Genomic DNA, 16,507 nt, shown 5'->3' with positions numbered 1-16,507 from the left:
CATGCTATCTTTTTACCCTGGTCCTTCCAAAGTCTATCCTCAAACTTTGGGCTTCATCCAAGAAGCGTATGAGCAGGGAATTGTGAGCATCAACCACCGCAGTGCCCGCTTTGAAAGCTTGTTGAAAGAAACCCTAGAAAACTTGCACCAAAAGTGGGACATTCCGGCCGAATACACCATCTATTTCATTTCTTCGGCCACCGAGGCTTGGGAAATCGTGGCTCAATCCCTGATAGAAAAGAAAAGCCTTCATCTTTACAATGGGGCATTTGGTAAAAAATGGGGGCATTATGTGGAGCAAATTATTCCCCAAGCTTCCAGTTTGGAGTTTGAATTAAATGAGTCTTTGTCGGAATTTGCCACCACAATCTCAGCAGAAATAAAAACAGAAGTGGATACACTTTGCTTAGTTCAAAGTGAAACATCCAATGGAACAGGCCAAGTGATTAATCGAAAAGAATTAGGCTTTTCTACCGATTGCCTGATTGCCGTGGATGCCACGTCTTCCATGGGAGGTATCGAACTTCCTTGGTCAGAAGCCGATGTTTGGTTGGCTTCTTGTCAAAAATGCATGGGCATTCCTGCCGGATTAGGGGTATTGATTTGTTCTCCCAAAGCCTTAGAAAGAGCCGAAAAACTGAACAGAAAAGATCATTACAATAGCATCATTTTGATGGAACAAAATAGAAAGTTGTTCCAAACGCATTATACACCCAATGTTTTGGGGATTTATTTACTAAATCGTTTAAGCCAAACGCTGCCTTCTATTCAAGAAATCCACCAACATACCTTGGAGAAAATGGCCATTTGGGAAGATTTTTGGACACGTCAATCCTCTTTTGAATTTGATTTTTTAGTGGGCAAGCAAGAACTTCGACTACCGACGGTACTCGCTTTGAAAGGAGAAGCCTCGGAGGTAAGTCGCATTTTTAAGTTGGCTGAACAACACCTGATTGATTTAGGCAAAGGTTATGGAACCTGGAAGAACAATACCTTCCGCATTGCCAATTTCCCAAGCCATACCGTAGAAGATATATACTCGCTCATTCAACTTATACAAGCTTAACATGCACTTCAACCTAAAAGAAATCATTTCCTCTTCCCTCATTCTTTTTTCCGTGATCGATATCTTGGGCTCTATTCCCATCATCATAGATCTGCGAAAGAAAAATGGAAGCATTCACGCCGAACAAGCCACTTTGGTTTCTGGCGCCATCATGATTGGGTTCTTTTTTGCAGGTAAATTCATCCTGCATCTGCTAGGGGTTGATACCAATTCCTTTGCCGTGGCAGGGGCACTGATCATCTTTTTGATTGGTCTAGAAATGACCTTGGGAAGAAATATTTTCAAAGCAGAAGAGATGCAAGAAGGGACCCACTCCATTGTACCCCTTGCCTTTCCAGTGATTGCTGGAGCAGGGACCATGACTACTCTGATTTCCTTAAAATCACAGTTTGAAGAAGAAAACATTATCATCAGTATTCTGATTAACCTCATCTTCATCTACCTCGTTTTACGCACTAGCGTTTGGATAGAAAAGAAATTAGGGAACGTTGGTACACAAATCTTGCGTAAGGTTTTTGGGGTCATCTTAATTGCCATTGCTATTAAAATCATTAAGACCCGATTGTTCTAAGCATGAGTAAAAAACAAAAATACTATGTCATCTGGGCGGGTCATGAAACAGGGATTTTTGATTCTTGGGGTAAGGCCGAAAAGTTAATCAAGAACTTCCCAGGGGCACAATACAAATCTTTTGATAGTCGTGCCGCAGCCGAAGATGCCTTCAAAAAGAACTATTGGGCTAGCATTGATACGGCTAAAAAAGCCAGTGTTAAAAAGACCATTAACTCCCAAGCCATTATTATCCCAAGCATTTCAGTGGACGCTGCATGTTCTGGAAATCCTGGGGTGTTGGAATACCAGGGTGTCAATACCGAAACCAAAGAGGTACTTTTTGCCCAAGGCCCCTATCCCATTGGAACGGTCAATCTTGGCGAATTTCTGGCCATTGTGCATGGCTTGGCCTATTTAAAGAAAATCGATTGTCCTTTTCCCTTGTATTCCGATTCCAGAACGGCCATCGCTTGGGTTAGAAATAAGGCCATCAAAACCAATTTGGAACGAAATACCGAAACGGAAGAGCTATTCCAGCGAGTCGATAAGGCCATCGCTTGGTTGAAAGGTAATTTCTACCAAACGAAAATCTTGAAGTGGGAAACAGAGCATTGGGGTGAAAATCCGGCGGATTATGGCAGAAAGTAGGTCCATTTTTCAGTTCAAACAATTTCAACTAGCTCACGGAAATCCAGGACTTAAAATCAGTACGGAAGCATGTCTTTTCGGTGCATGGATACCTTTAGGAAACGTCCATCATGCCTTGGATATAGGTACTGGATGCGGATTGTTGGCTCACATGCTTTGTCAAAAAGCCCCCGGCTTGCAAGTGGATGCCCTAGAAATCCATCCAGATGTGGCGGAATTAGCCCATCAAAATGCGGAACATGGCCCATTTAAAGTGCAAATCAAGGTCTTTCAAGGAGATATCAAAACTTGGACAGCAAGCCAAGCATATGACCTTATCCTGTGTAATCCTCCATTTTTCACGAACCATTTAGCCGCTTCTGATAGTTCCAAACAAGCTGCCATACATGCAGATCACTTATCTCCAGATGATTTAGCGCAAGCTATCCAACATCAATTAGCGGATTCAGGGAATTTTGCCGTCTTATATCCTCCCTATGAAATGGGTCTTTTCTTACAAACTGCTGAAAAAAGAGGCATATTTGCCAATCGCTTGGCCGATATTATTCCCAAGCCAGGGGCTAAGGTACTCCGACAAATGCTCTGGGGATCTCGTCAAAAATCTGAACTATTGAAAGAACAAATCCATATTCGGGATGAACAGGGCGACTACCACCCTGATTTTCAAGAATTATTAAAACCGTACTATTTAATTTTCCCCTAAAATAATAACTTAGCTTTTTGTATTTTTGTCAACATGCAAGATTCTACGCTACAAATTTCCATCGTCATTCCCCTCTACAATGAGGCTGAATCACTCCCTGAGCTATGTGCCTGGATTGATCGGGTTATGCGAGCCAATCATTTCACCTATGAAATGATTTTTGTAAATGATGGCAGTCGGGATGAATCCTGGGAAGTATTGAAATCCTTATCGGTTCAATACCCCAGCTTAAAAGCTAGTTCTTTTGCCCGTAACTATGGTAAATCAGCTGCCTTGCATGAAGGCTTCTCTAAGGCACAAGGATCTGTGGTCATTACCATGGATGCCGACATGCAAGATTCACCTGATGAGATTCCTGCTTTGTATGAAATGATTACTTCAGATGGCTTTGATTTGGTTTCAGGTTGGAAACAAAAACGTTTTGATCCTCTATCCAAAACCATCCCTACCAAATTATACAATGCCGCTACGAGAGCTCTTTCGGGAGTGTATTTGCACGACTTCAACTGTGGACTGAAAGCCTACAAATTAGAAGTGATTAAGACCATTCGCTTATACGGCGAAATGCATCGCTATATTCCTGTTCAGGCTAAATGGAACGGTTTTTCTAAAATTGGAGAAAAGGTGGTACAGCACCAAGCCAGAAAATATGGTGTAACCAAATTTGGCTTAGAGCGTTTCCTGTATGGATTTTTGGATTTACTCTCCATCACCTTCGTACAGACCTTTGGTAAGAGACCCATGCACCTATTTGGTAGCCTAGGTATCCTGTCTTTCTTTTCTGGAAGCATCATTACCTTATGGCTCATCGGCGAAAAGCTATACAATATCACACAGCATTTAAAATACCGCAATGTAACGGATAACCCTTTATTCTTTTTGGCCTTGGTGGCCATTATTCTGGGCGTTCAATTATTTTTGGCAGGCTTCATTGGTGAGCTGATGGTAACCAATTCTGATAAAACAACTGATTATCAAATCAAGGAAGAAATATCCTAAATATGAGTACAAAAGACCTTCGTTGGCTGAGTCGCTCGGAACTTCTCATTGGAGAACAAGGCATTCAGCAATTACAAAATGCCCATGTATTGATTGTAGGACTAGGGGGAGTTGGCTCCTTTGCAGCAGAATTTATTGCCCGTGCAGGTATTGGAACCATGACCATAGTAGATGGCGATGTGGTAGACCCCACGAACCGCAATCGTCAATTACCTGCTTTAGCTACCAACCACGGTGTGGCTAAAGTAAAAATTATGGCCGAACGCCTAAAGGCTATTAATCCAGATTTGGTCTTGCACGAACATGAGGCCTTTTTAAGCCCAGAAGCGGCCAAAGACATCTTAGAAAAAACGAAATACGATTATGTCATGGATTGTATCGATTCGGTCACACCCAAATTGACCTTATTGAAAACAGCCTATGACTTAGGTTTGAACATAGTGAGCTCCATGGGAGCAGGAGGAAAATTAGATCCAACCAAACTCAAAACAGCGGACTTGTTGGATACCAGAGAATGTTATTTAGCTTCTTTGGTGAGAAAGCGCATCCGCAAAATGGGTGTTTCACGCGGCATTAAAGCTGTTTATTCTCAGGAAAAAGTAAAAGATGAATCGCTTATCTTAACCGATGGGTCCAACTTCAAGAAGTCGGCCTACGGAACTATTTCCTATCTGCCTGCGGCTTTTGGTGGTGTTTGCGCTTCGGTAGTGATTCGCGACCTATTGAATGAGCCTATTCCCATGGAAAAAAAGCCTAAGGCCTTCATTAAAATGGAGCAAAAAAATAAACAAAAGAAATGATCAAAATAGGGGTTATCAATGTTTCTGACCGGGCCAGTGCGGGTATCTACGAAGATATCCCAGGCAAAGCTGTAGTGGAATTACTCAAGGAATATTTGATTTCAGATTTTGAAGTTGTTTATGCCGTAATTCCTGATGAACAAGCGCTATTGGAACAAACCATGTGCCAAATGGCGGATGAAGCGGAAGCTTGTTTGATTGTCACGACAGGAGGAACAGGCCCTGCACTGCGTGATGTTACTCCTGAAGCCACAGAGGCGGTATGCCAAAAGATGATGCCTGGTTTTGGAGAACTGATGCGCCAGGTCAGCTTACAATACGTCCCTACGGCCATTTTGAGTCGTCAAACTGCTGGCATCCGAGGGAAATCCTTGATCATCAATTTACCCGGAAAACCCAAAGCTATTCGCCAATGCTTAGAAGCGGTATTTCCTGCTATCCCCTATTGTATTGATTTGATTGGTGGCCCATTTTTAGTGTGTAATGATGCCAACATGAAAGCCTTCCGTCCGCCCGTTTCTTAATGTTCGTGCTGGAGTAAGAGTTCGTACAATTGTGCCGTGATGGCTCCTCTTTTCCCATTGGCAATGATACTATCATCAATTTGAAGGATAGGAACCACTCGCTTGGTACTTCCTGTGGTAAAGACCTCATCGGCCTGTTTAAATGCTTCCAAACTCACATCTTGCACCTTGACCTCCATAAAGGAAGAAGCCAAGTCAATCACATGTTTTCGAGTAATTCCCTCTAAGATATGTTGAGCAGGTGTATATAAAACTCCATCTTTCACACAGAACAAATTGCTTCTGGAGGATTCCGACACACCATATTCATCCGTATAATAGATTAAATCATCAAATCCTTGGGATTTAATTCCGCTCCAATTTCGGATGGCATAAGCATAGTTCAAGGATTTGATATCCGCCATTTCACGGACATACTGCCGACTGGCCAATTTCATGCCATGAATGGGGTCCATGAACTGAAACTCGTTGGGAATGATGAATAATTGACTTTTGCCTTGAGGTTCAAATCCGTTGGAGGAATCACCACCTGTAAGCACCATTTTGATGCCCAAGCATTCCACTTCCGACTTAGCCGCAATCTCATGAATTAAACCTGCTAGCTGTTCTTTGCTGTAAATATGGGAAATCCCCATTTTATCTGCCGATACCAAAAAACGATCTAGGTGATCCGATAGAAAGATAGGTCTGCCATGCATGACTCTAAAAAAGTCAAATATGCCAAAGCCCCGTAAAAAGCCGACATCCTGAATGCCTACATACACCTGATCTGGATCTATCCAGTGGTGATTATGATAAATTGGGTAAACCATTTTCTTGTAATTTCTTCACTAATTGAATGACTTGTCGGGCTTCTTTCACATCATGCACTCGCAAAATATTGGCGCCTTGTTGCAATGCCACCGTATGCAAAACGCTAGTCCCATTCAAGGCCTCTTCCGCTTGAGTTCCTAGCACTTTCTGAATCATGGATTTACGAGAAATCCCCACCAATAGCGGCACACCTAATCGAGTAAATTGATGCAGTTGAGCCATCAATTGATAATTTTGATCCAAGGATTTAGAAAAACCAAAGCCTGGATCTAACACGATATCCTTAGCACCCAAGGACCTCAATGCATGTATTTTTTTTGCCATGTCTAACCAGACATCTTCCACCACATATTCATAAACTGGCACCTGATGCACCTGAGAAAATGCGCCTACACTATGCATTAAAATATAAGGAACCTGATTTTTTGCTACCCAATCGAAAATTCCATCATCCATTTGCCCTCCACCCACATCATTGAACCAATCTGCCCCCGCTTGGATGGCAGCCTGTGCAACGGACAAACGGTAGGTATCCACGGATAGACACATTTGGGGAAAGGCTTTACGTAAGGCCTCCAGCACCGGAATTACACGATCTTGCTCCTCTTGGGCAGAAACGGCATCCGCATTGGGTCTGGTAGAATGCCCCCCAATATCCAAGATGCTTGCCCCTTCCTCGATCATTTTGGCAGCTAATGTCAGGCAATCGTCGATGACACTCACCCGACTAGCTGAAAAAAATGAATCGGGCGTAGCGTTCAATATACCCATGATTTGGGGTATCTGAAGATCAATCAAACCCGACTTATATCGAATTGTTTGAAAAGATGGAAAAAGAGCTTCCAAATGAGCTGAAATTTAGGATAATTTAAATATTTTTGTAGTCTGAAAAAAAAGAGATTTGTAAACTAATCCTCTCCTATGAACAGGGACAATGCGCCTTCCCAAACTGAAATCGAATATCGACAAGTAATTTCACACTGCAAAGCCTTGTTTGATAAAAAAAACAAAGATTACGGTACTTCTTGGCGAATTTTGCGATTGCCTAGTTTAACAGATCAAATTTTTATTAAAGCGCAGCGTATTCGCAGCATTCAAGAAAAAGGAGAGCAAAAAATTCAAGATGGTATTGAAGGTGAATTCATTGGAATCATCAACTATTGCATCATTGCCTTGATTCAAAGATCCCTTGAAAATTCGGAACAAATGGAATTTTCAGCAGAAGAATTAAGTCGATTTTATGATCACCAAATAGAAATCACCTTAGAGCTTTTACGTAATAAAAACCATGATTATGGTGAGGCTTGGCGCGACATGCGGGTGAGTAGTATGACAGACCTGATTTTAATGAAGATTTTCCGCACCAAACAAATCGAAAACAACCTGGGTGTAACCTTAGTTTCCGAAGGTGTAGAAGCTAATTACCAAGACATGCTGAATTACGCAGTCTTCTGTTTAATCAAAATCAAGGAAGAGCAAATGCAAATCCAACAACAATAATCCACCAATAACATGCGGCAATACAGTCGAATCGCTACTTTTTTATTGGTCTTTATCTTCCTCTTTTCAGGTCTCATCAAGCTCAATGACCCGATTGGCACCCAATTGAAGTTGGAAGAATATTTCGATGTTTTCTCCCAGGATTTTCCCGCCATGGAAGGCTTTTGGAAATTCTGGATTCCCTTGGCTTTACCGCTATCCATCCTGTTAAGTAGCATGGAAATTGTTCTGGGTATCGCTCTTTGGGCTAATTACCGAACCAAACAAGTGCTTTGGACTTTTTTAGGCCTTTTGGGATTCTTTGGTTTCCTGACTTTTTATTCGGCTTATTTCAACAAGGTTACCGACTGCGGTTGTTTCGGAGAAACCATCAAATTAACGCCCTGGACTTCTTTCTTTAAAGATGTGTTCTTATTTGTTTTGGCAGTAAGTTTATTGTTTACGGACAAAATAAAGTCCTTCAATAAGAATCTCAGTCCTGTCCTCATCAGTGCCCTAGTAAGTGTTTCTTTAGGTATTTACTGCTTTTTCTACTTGCCTATCCACGATGGTCTTCCTTATGCCATTGGTGACAATATTCCGCAAAACATGAAGTCCAGAGAAGCGCTACGCTTTTCTTATGTATATAAAATCCATGGTAAAGAAGAGACATTGACAGAAATGCCAACGGATACCCAAGCCATTTTTGTTTCCATGCAAGCTTTGAATGAAAAAGAAGCTAGACCCTTGATTACGGATTACCGTATTTGGGTGGAAAACGATACCATCGACTATACCGCAGCGAGTTTTACGGGTAAAAAACTCATGGTCATTATACCCAATGTGCATCATGCGCACTTGGACGCTTTAAAACAAATTGCCGTATTGGCGAATGAAGCCAGTAAAAAAGGAATCCAGGTTTGGTTATTGAGTGCTTCTTCCGACGAAGAGGTCAATGCCATCCGACACGAGTATCAATTGAACTTCCCAGCGATGTCCGTTGATACCAAAGTATTAAAAACCATCATTCGTTCTAGCCCGGGACTTTGGTTGATCAACCAAGGAACTGTTCGTGGTAAATGGTCTGCCTACCACCTGCCTAGTATCGAAGACATAGACCAACGTTTAATAACAACAGATTAAGAATGAGAAATATTTATTTAATAGGAATGCCCTCCTCGGGTAAAAGTACTCTTGGGAAAGAATTAGCGAAAAACTTAGGATTTAGTTTTACTGATATGGATAAGCTGATTGAAACAAGGGAACAAAAAACTATTTCTGAAATTTTTTCAAACCAAGGTGAAGCACATTTCCGTGAATTAGAACGCAAAACTTTGCATGGTTTCCAGCCGGATCAATCCATGGTCATCGCCACAGGTGGTGGGGTACCTTGCTTTTTCGACAACATGGATTACATGAAGAAGCACGGCATCAGTATTTTCTTGAATGTGGAGTTGAATGACTTAGCCAAGAGATTGTATAAAGCCCAAGGAAATAACCGTCCCTTATTGGACAAAAGCCAAAGCGAAGAAGCGGTTATAGCGACCATCAAAAAGACCTTTGAAGAAAGACTTCCTTTTTACAAGCAAGCTGATATTCAGGTGGATGGAGAAATCAGCGTCAATCAATTGTTGTGGCTGATTGAATCGTATGTTCCTGTTCAATAACTAGAACAAGATTCCCGCACCTAAAACCAGCTGCAGGTTATTCTTTGTCAACATGGCCGAAGAATAATCTGCAGCATTTTTTAAGCTATATGGGGTAAATCCATCTTTAGCTGTACGCTGAACAGCCGTTAAATCGATATAAAAAGAAGAGGCACGATATCCAATTCCTCCTGAGATTTGAAGGCTATTGCGATCAATGCTATCGTACGTACTGGCATATCCACTACCAAACTGGGCCACTCCTGCTCGCACATTCCAATTCGTTGTTACACGAATCTCCGTCCCTACCTTAATGTTCAATGCCGAATCAAAATTACGTTTGATTTGTCCATTATGTTTATCTTGAAACTGTTGATTAGCCAAAGACGATAATTCTCCGGAAGAAACTCGCATGCCAGGATAGTTCACATAAGCCAAATCCATACTCAAAAAGCCTCTCTTCCCAAAGAAATAAGCCAATCCTCCAGATAAGGTCATAGGACTGGTCATTTGATACGTAAATTCATTAGGAGTTACGTAAACAGGCTTAACTTTGGTAATGACGATAGGGACCCCATTGGAATCATAAGATGGAATGCCATTGACTGTTGGGCTAATTCGTGCATCATAACGCTCATTCATTTGATCAAAATAAGCAGGGCTTTGGAAATTAAACGCCACCCTCAAATTTGGACTCCACTTATAAATCATGCCCAATGACAAAGAGATGCCAGAACCATTGGTCACTAAATTTTCACGGTAATTCATTCCAGCCACATAGCGTCCACCTACATACTCTTCTGTCCAATTGCTGGTGGTCGTTGACGTAATTTTAGAAAACTGCAAACCCGCACCAATGTACAATTTGTCCATGTAGGAGGCTCCATAACTAAAATTCCAACTGCTCAAGGACCCTGAATTTACCACTTCCCCTACTTGGTAAGTCGGCAAATTAGGCTCATATCGAGTGAATGGTACACCTCCTGAGGTTGAGTTAGGATCAATCAAATAGGCTTGATAAGCCGCTGCTTCCGGGCTATCGGCATAATTACTCGCTGGACTGTATTCATCGTCTAAACTAGCCCCTGTTGCATTTTTATCGTTGGCCTTCTCAATGAAGGAATCCAATAATGAACTACGGTTATTCGTCCCTGTCACATAAACTGGCTGCGTAAAGACCACATGCTTTGAATAGCTGATACCAAAAGCTCCATGCCATTTACTGTAGGTACTAGGATCTCCAGCTAAGACCAAGCCTAAACTGGGTAAATGAAATAAAGCATCTGTTTGCTTGGCAGTACTTCCTAGGTAATCGGAGCTAGTGGAGGAATTTTGTTGAGCCATGCTCAAATGCACCTCCGAACGATTGTACAATCCCAAGCCTGCAGGATTAGCTGCAATGGAACTAATATCTGCTCCCAAGACACTATAATTACCTCCCAAGGCCTGCATACGGGCGGTTCCCGTAGCATAGCTAGTAGAGAAGTATTTGGCCAAGTTGGCATAGCTGTATATTTGCCCAAACACAAAGCTAGGCAAACACAATCCTAAGGCGATTGTTACAATATACTTTTTCATAAGATCAAAAATTACCTAGGTCCACGTGAACTTCCACCACCGCCACCGCCGCCACTACTTCCGCCTCCACCATATGATCCTCCTCCTGAGTTAGAAGAAGGTCTAGAGAAAGTTTCCGTCTGACGAGATTGTGATGGTTCCGCATAGCGGTATTCTACATTACTATTTCTTCTTGGCGCTGCCGAACGCTCGTTACTTTGTGTACCCACTGAACGGTTAGAATAGGTACTTGGCTGATTAGAACCTTGACTGTTGTAATAGTTATTGCCGCTTCTAGGCGTGTTGGAGAAAGAATCACCGTAACTAGCCCTATTGGAAGAAGCTGCATCACGAGGACCATAATTCACTTTACGAGGAGGGTCTACCGTGGTATTATTGTAATTATACCCACTAGAACCCAAAGAATTATAGTAATTGTAATTATTGTAGACTACCCCTCCAAAATTGCGGTAAGGGTTGTAAAATGACCATGGGTTATAAAATGGATCATAATAGCGATAAGAATTAAATCCATAACCGAAGGAAGAACCAGAGAAAAATGGATCATACATCATCGCATAGCTGGAATAGTATGGGTTCATCATCATGTTGTATGAACTCAATGGTGAATACCAACGAGAACCAAATCCATAACCAAAGCTAATCATGGGATTTACATACCAATTGTTCCAAGCTGAAGCGGTGTTATAACCCGCATTATAACCACTGTTATACACTTGGTTATAGGTAGTAGGATTAACACTATTGTTGTAATTATAAACGCTTCTGGAGTTCAAATAAGTCGACTCCTCCGCAATTCCCTCTTCCTCTTCAATGACTACGGTATTATCATCAAAATTCAAATAATCGGATTTCACTTTTTTAGTTGAAGCCACTGCACGCTGGGGTGCATCATACAAATCATCCGAAGCAAATTGCTTCTTGGCAACTTCTCCTGATGGACTGACCTGAATGGTCACACAAGCTTGAAATAAAGCTGCGATACCCAGAAAAGACAAGATAATAAGTTGATTTTTCATGGTCTTAGAGATAAAAGTATAAGCTTAACTAAGGACAATAACGTATCTTTGTCGCTAATCGTTCGTTGAGTGATAATATTAACACAAATAAAACGAATAAATATCTAATTAATTACGCGACAAGCTATTTTTATGAGTAAATCCTTACCCAGCAGAGCTGAAAATTATTCCGAATGGTATAACGAATTGGTGAAGCGTGCAGACCTAGCTGAAAACTCAGCGGTACGTGGCTGTATGATCATCAAACCGTATGGCTATTCTATTTGGGAAAAAATGCAAAGAGCCTTGGATGATATGTTCAAAGAAACCGGGCACGTAAACGCTTATTTCCCCCTTTTAATCCCCAAATCCTTTCTTTCCAAAGAAGCTTCTCACGTAGAAGGCTTTGCTAAAGAATGTGCTGTAGTAACTCATTACCGACTAAAAAATGACCCGAACGGCCACGGGGTTATCGTGGATCCAGAAGCAAAATTGGAAGAAGAATTGATCATTCGTCCGACTTCAGAAACCGTGATTTGGTCTACTTATAAAAACTGGGTGCAATCCTACCGCGACTTGCCTATTTTGATGAATCAATGGGCGAACGTGATGCGCTGGGAAATGCGTACCCGTTTGTTCTTGAGAACAGCGGAATTCCTATGGCAAGAAGGCCATACGGCACACGCTACCAAAGAAGAAGCAGTAGAAGAAACGGAACAGATGTTGAACATCTATTCCGAATTTGCGGAGACTTTCATGGCTATGCCAGTCATCAAAGGACGTAAAACTGCCAATGAGCGTTTTGCGGGTGCAGAAGATACCTATTGCATCGAAGCCATGATGCAGGATGGAAAGGCCTTGCAGGCAGGTACTTCCCACTTTTTGGGACAAAACTTTGCTAAAGCATTTGATGTGAAATTTTTGAACAAAGCCAACCAACAAGAATTTGTGTGGGGAACCTCTTGGGGTGTTTCTACCCGTTTGATGGGAGCTTTGATCATGGCGCACTCGGATGACCAAGGTTTGGTATTACCTCCAAAATTAGCCCCTATCCAAGTGGTGATTGTGCCAATTTACAAAGGAGAAGAGCAATTGAATAACATCAAATCTAAAATTGATCCATTGGTTGCCGCTTTGAAGAAAAGTGGCATTTCGGTGAAATTTGATGTATCTGAAAACCAAAGCCCAGGCTTCAAGTTTGCCGAATATGAATTAAAAGGTGTCCCTATTCGCTTGGCGATTGGTAACCGCGACATTGAAAATGGAACCATCGAATTGGCCCGTCGTGATACCCGTGTGAAAACCAGTTTGCCATTTGAAGGCATTGAGCAAGTGATTGTAGATACCTTAGAAGATATCCAGATCAGCATCTACCAAAAAGCACTGGATTTCAGGGCTGCCAATACGTTTGATGTGAATACATGGGATGAATTCCTAGTGAAAATAGAAGAAGGGGGATTCTTGTCGGCCCATTGGGATGGAAGTCCTGAGACCGAAGAAAAGATCAAGGAATTGACCAAAGCCACCATTCGTTGTATTCCTTTGGATTCCCAGGAAGAAGCAGGAAAATGCATCCTTACTGGAAACCCATCGAAACAACGCGTTATTTTTGCCCGCGCTTACTAAGACGCGGGAATCAATTTCTTCAATACCTCCAATACCCGATCGATCTCCGATTGGGTATTGTTTTTTGAGAAAGAAAAACGAACGGCCGCTCCTGCGGCATTGGGGTTCAAAGCCGACAAGACGTGTGAACCTACCGAAGTCCCACTCGAACAAGCACTACCACCTGAAGCTGAAATTTTCTCGATATCCAATTGAAACAAGAGCATATCGCCGTCCGCCACTTGGGGGAAACGCACATTGAGCACCGTGTACAAACTATTGTCTACATCACCTGATTTTCCATTAAATTCCACATTCGGGAAAGCTTTTTTCAAGCCCTCGATGAAATAGGCCTTCAAGCCTTTGATATAGGCCTCATGCGCATCCATTTCTTCATAAGCAATGGACAATGCTTTAGCTAGACCAATGGCGCCATAGACATTTTCTGTTCCCCCACGTTGGTTACGCTCTTGCGCGCCACCATGTAGTAATGGATGAAATTTTGAACCTGCTTTGGTATATAAAAAACCGATGCCCTTGGGACCATGAAATTTATGTGCTGCACCCACGATGAAATGGACAGGTAATTGCGACATATCATGACGATAATGGCCCATGGTTTGAACCGTATCCGAATGAAAAATAGCGCCGTATTGCTCGCAAAGAGCACCTACTGCATTCAAATCCAATAAATTACCGATTTCATTATTTCCGTGCATCAAACTCACCAAGGCATGAGGGTTTTCTTGCAAGAGACGTTCCAAATTAGCTAAATCGATACTGCCATCGGGAAGCAATTGAACTAATTTGAGATCCACCAATCCCAGTTTCAACCAAGCCTCAGACGTATGCAAAACGGCATGATGTTCTAAGGGCGACGTGATGATGGTCTTTACACCACCGTATAAAACAGCAGATTGAATGACAGTATTATCCGCCTCCGTACCACCCGAAGTAAAGAAAATCTCCGAGGGAGAAGCATTCAATAAGGTGGCAATGGACTTGCGTGCTCGCTCCACCGCCACTTTGGCTTGTCGGCCATGGGAGTGAATCGACGAGGGATTAGCCGTGAAATTTTCAAAATACGGCTGCATTTCTTGCCAAACTAAGGGATCAATGGGCGTAGTAGCTGCATTGTCCAAATAGATGGGCGTGACAGAATTTGACATAAATTTTAAGACTGTGCGATTTTCTCAATCGCATTCATAATTTGTTGAGCAAAAATGTTCGCTTGTTCCTCCGTAGAAGCTTCCGCATAAATACGAATGATAGGTTCCGTATTGGATTTGCGCAAATGCACCCATCCATTCGGGAAGTCAATTTTGACCCCATCAATCGTGTTGACATTGTATTCTTGATACGCTTTGGCAATGGAATCGAGGATTAAATCCACGTTGAGATTGGCCGAAAGCTCTATTTTATTCTTGGAAATCACATAAGCTGGATATGAGGCTCTCAACTCTGAAATCTTCATACCTGAATTAGCCAAATGCGTTAAAAACAAACCAATACCCACGAGAGCATCACGTCCATAGTGCGATTCTGGGAAGATAACACCTCCATTACCCTCTCCCCCAATGATGGCCTTTTGTGCCTTCATTTGATTCACCACATTCACCTCACCAACCGCCGCCGCAAAATAATGCCCCCCTTTAGACTCGGTCACATCATGCAAAGCACGGGTAGACGATAGGTTAGAAACCGTATTTCCAACTTGTTTGGACAATACATAATCTGCTACAGCCACCAAGGTATATTCTTCTCCAAAAGGAGTACCGTCTTCATTAATGAAGCAAAGGCGATCCACATCAGGGTCTACGACAATACCTAAGTCATAATTACCCGACTTCATTTTGGCAATCATGTCCGTCAAGTTTTCTGGAAGTGGTTCTGGATTATGGGCAAAATGGCCTGTAGGTTCACCGAAGATCACATCTATATGAGCCGCTCCTAGAGCTTTCAATAAATGAGGCACCACGATACCCCCAGTGGAATTCACCGCATCCACCAAAATGCGGAATTTGGATTGAACAATTGCATTGACATCCACCCAAGGAAGGTCAAGGACATGTTGAATATGTTGGTCTAGGAAGGAATCATCTTGAGTGATTTTTCCTAATTGAAACACTTCTGAAAACTGAAAATCTTGTTGTTCTGCAATCTGCAATAAAGCCTTCCCATCGGCATCCGAAATGAATTCACCATCCGAATTTAGGAGCTTTAGGGCATTCCACTGCGCTGGATTATGACTGGCAGTAATGATGATCCCTCCGGCAGCTTTTGTCCAAGGGACGGCTAGTTCGACGGTAGGTGTCGTCGACAAACCTATGTCGAGCACGTTCCAACCTAAACCAATCAGCGTATTAGCCACCAAAGAAGAAACCATTTCACCCGAAATACGCGCATCACGACCCAACACAATGGAATTGGAAGGATGGTTATTACGACGAAGCCAAGTACCATAAGCCGCAGCAAAAGTAACAACATCAATGGGGCTTAAGCCTTCACCAGGCTTTCCTCCAATAGTACCACGAATTCCAGAGATTGATTTGATTAAGGCCAAAATGCAAATATTTAAAGGTGGAAACGAAAGGTAAATTTACGAATTTGCAACAAGAAATTGGAAGGAAATATAAATTATGGATTATAAATTATTTGGTAGTTGGAAATAGCTTGAAGACAGAATCACTAAAAAGTAAACCCTAAAACTCATTCTGTCCCGTCCTGAAAAAAGTAGACAGTTACAAACTGAATACTTATGCTTAAAATTAAGAGGATTTATCGTTACAGTGAGAGTTTCAAACAACAAGTATTAGAAGAACTATCACAAGGTATTTATAGTGCCAATGAATTACAGCGGCGCTATGGAATTAAAGGTTCAACCACGATTGCTTGTTGGGCAAGAAAAAGTGGTAATTTTAATCTCATACCAAAAACTATTCGTGTGGAAACTCCCCAAGAAAAAGATGAAATCGCTGCTTTAAAGCTAGAAATAAAGCGCTTAAAGATGTCTATTGCAGACATTGTCACCGACCGAGTTATTGCGGAAAGCACCTTAGAGGTTATTTGTGAACAACAAGGATTGGATATTGAAGA

The 16,507-nt window shown here is 42.0% G+C and carries 18 protein-coding genes; 12 read left to right on the top strand and 6 right to left on the bottom strand.

Features of this window, described 5'->3' with window-relative positions; all coding sequences use genetic code 11:
- Window position 1: 1 nt before the first annotated feature.
- The 7 genes from EWU23_RS13130 to mog are packed head-to-tail and all read left to right on the top strand — an operon-like array spanning window position 2 to window position 5,292.
- Window positions 2–1,066 (top strand): aminotransferase class V-fold PLP-dependent enzyme, encoded by a 1,065-nt coding sequence (locus EWU23_RS13130; RefSeq protein ID WP_166232954.1) that lies wholly within the window; start codon window positions 2–4, stop codon window positions 1,064–1,066.
- A gap of 1 nt (window position 1,067) precedes the next feature.
- Window positions 1,068–1,637, top strand: a complete 570-nt coding sequence (locus tag EWU23_RS13125) for a MarC family protein (protein ID WP_166232952.1) — start codon at window positions 1,068–1,070, stop codon at window positions 1,635–1,637.
- Window positions 1,638–1,639: 2 nt separating this feature from the next.
- Window positions 1,640–2,266, top strand: coding sequence for a ribonuclease H1 domain-containing protein (locus tag EWU23_RS13120; RefSeq protein WP_166232950.1), 627 nt, complete (start codon window positions 1,640–1,642; stop codon window positions 2,264–2,266).
- Window positions 2,253–2,969 carry a tRNA1(Val) (adenine(37)-N6)-methyltransferase gene (locus EWU23_RS13115; RefSeq protein WP_166232948.1) on the top strand — a complete coding sequence of 239 codons (717 nt, stop codon included), beginning with the start codon at window positions 2,253–2,255 and terminating at the stop codon, window positions 2,967–2,969. The genes EWU23_RS13120 and EWU23_RS13115 overlap by 14 nt, the downstream gene beginning before the upstream one ends.
- A gap of 33 nt (window positions 2,970–3,002) precedes the next feature.
- Complete coding sequence (locus EWU23_RS13110; protein ID WP_166232946.1) at window positions 3,003–3,968, top strand: glycosyltransferase family 2 protein; 966 nt, start codon at window positions 3,003–3,005, stop codon at window positions 3,966–3,968.
- Window positions 3,969–3,970: 2 nt separating this feature from the next.
- Entirely contained in the window at window positions 3,971–4,768 is a 798-nt protein-coding gene (locus EWU23_RS13105; RefSeq protein WP_166232944.1) for a tRNA threonylcarbamoyladenosine dehydratase, read from the top strand.
- On the top strand, window positions 4,765–5,292 hold the full coding sequence (gene mog / locus EWU23_RS13100) for a molybdopterin adenylyltransferase (RefSeq protein WP_166232942.1): 528 nt from the start codon (window positions 4,765–4,767) through the stop codon (window positions 5,290–5,292). Before EWU23_RS13105 ends, mog begins: the two co-directional genes overlap by 4 nt.
- Here mog and EWU23_RS13095 read toward each other — a convergent pair.
- Both EWU23_RS13095 and folP read right to left on the bottom strand, forming a co-directional pair.
- The gene (locus tag EWU23_RS13095) at window positions 5,289–6,104 is read right to left on the bottom strand and encodes an aminotransferase class IV (protein WP_166232940.1); all 816 of its coding nucleotides are present in this window, start codon (window positions 6,102–6,104) and stop codon (window positions 5,289–5,291) included. The genes mog and EWU23_RS13095 overlap by 4 nt on opposite strands.
- Entirely contained in the window at window positions 6,082–6,876 is a 795-nt protein-coding gene (gene folP, locus EWU23_RS13090; RefSeq protein ID WP_166232938.1) for a dihydropteroate synthase, read from the bottom strand. The genes EWU23_RS13095 and folP overlap by 23 nt, the downstream gene beginning before the upstream one ends.
- Window positions 6,877–7,026: 150 nt before the next feature.
- On the opposite strand from folP, the gene EWU23_RS13085 reads away from it, so the two are divergent.
- The 3 genes from EWU23_RS13085 to EWU23_RS13075 are packed head-to-tail and all read left to right on the top strand — an operon-like array spanning window position 7,027 to window position 9,251.
- On the top strand, window positions 7,027–7,605 hold the full coding sequence (locus tag EWU23_RS13085; RefSeq protein ID WP_166232936.1) for a DUF1599 domain-containing protein: 579 nt from the start codon (window positions 7,027–7,029) through the stop codon (window positions 7,603–7,605).
- A gap of 12 nt (window positions 7,606–7,617) precedes the next feature.
- Entirely contained in the window at window positions 7,618–8,727 is a 1,110-nt protein-coding gene (locus EWU23_RS13080; protein ID WP_166232934.1) for a BT_3928 family protein, read from the top strand.
- A gap of 2 nt (window positions 8,728–8,729) precedes the next feature.
- Window positions 8,730–9,251 (top strand): shikimate kinase, encoded by a 522-nt coding sequence (locus EWU23_RS13075; RefSeq protein WP_166232932.1) that lies wholly within the window; start codon window positions 8,730–8,732, stop codon window positions 9,249–9,251.
- Here EWU23_RS13075 and EWU23_RS13070 read toward each other — a convergent pair whose 3' ends face one another.
- The gene (locus tag EWU23_RS13070) at window positions 9,252–10,808 is read right to left on the bottom strand and encodes an outer membrane protein transport protein (RefSeq protein WP_166232930.1); all 1,557 of its coding nucleotides are present in this window, start codon (window positions 10,806–10,808) and stop codon (window positions 9,252–9,254) included. It lies immediately after the preceding gene.
- Between the two features lie 11 nt (window positions 10,809–10,819).
- Window positions 10,820–11,827, bottom strand: coding sequence for a hypothetical protein (locus EWU23_RS13065; RefSeq protein ID WP_166232928.1), 1,008 nt, complete (start codon window positions 11,825–11,827; stop codon window positions 10,820–10,822).
- 132 nt (window positions 11,828–11,959) lie between these two features.
- On the opposite strand from EWU23_RS13065, the gene proS reads away from it, so the two are divergent.
- On the top strand, window positions 11,960–13,432 hold the full coding sequence (proS, locus tag EWU23_RS13060) for a proline--tRNA ligase (RefSeq protein WP_166232926.1): 1,473 nt from the start codon (window positions 11,960–11,962) through the stop codon (window positions 13,430–13,432).
- Here the strand turns inward: proS and EWU23_RS13055 are convergent.
- Entirely contained in the window at window positions 13,429–14,580 is a 1,152-nt protein-coding gene (locus tag EWU23_RS13055) for a cysteine desulfurase family protein (RefSeq protein WP_166232924.1), read from the bottom strand. The two genes, proS and EWU23_RS13055, sit on opposite strands and share 4 nt — an antisense overlap.
- A gap of 5 nt (window positions 14,581–14,585) precedes the next feature.
- A complete protein-coding gene (gene glmM, locus EWU23_RS13050) occupies window positions 14,586–15,974 on the bottom strand; it encodes a phosphoglucosamine mutase (RefSeq protein ID WP_166232921.1) in 1,389 nt (462 codons plus the stop codon).
- A gap of 195 nt (window positions 15,975–16,169) precedes the next feature.
- Here glmM and EWU23_RS13045 point away from each other — a divergent pair.
- A partial coding sequence (locus EWU23_RS13045; protein ID WP_166232919.1) for a transposase occupies window positions 16,170–16,507 on the top strand: 338 nt, incomplete at its 3' end.

It is taken from the genome of Aquirufa beregesia, from assembly GCF_011090385.1.
Taxonomy (GTDB): domain Bacteria; phylum Bacteroidota; class Bacteroidia; order Cytophagales; family Spirosomataceae; genus Aquirufa; species Aquirufa beregesia.
This window is presented reverse-complemented; position numbering and strand designations above follow the sequence as displayed.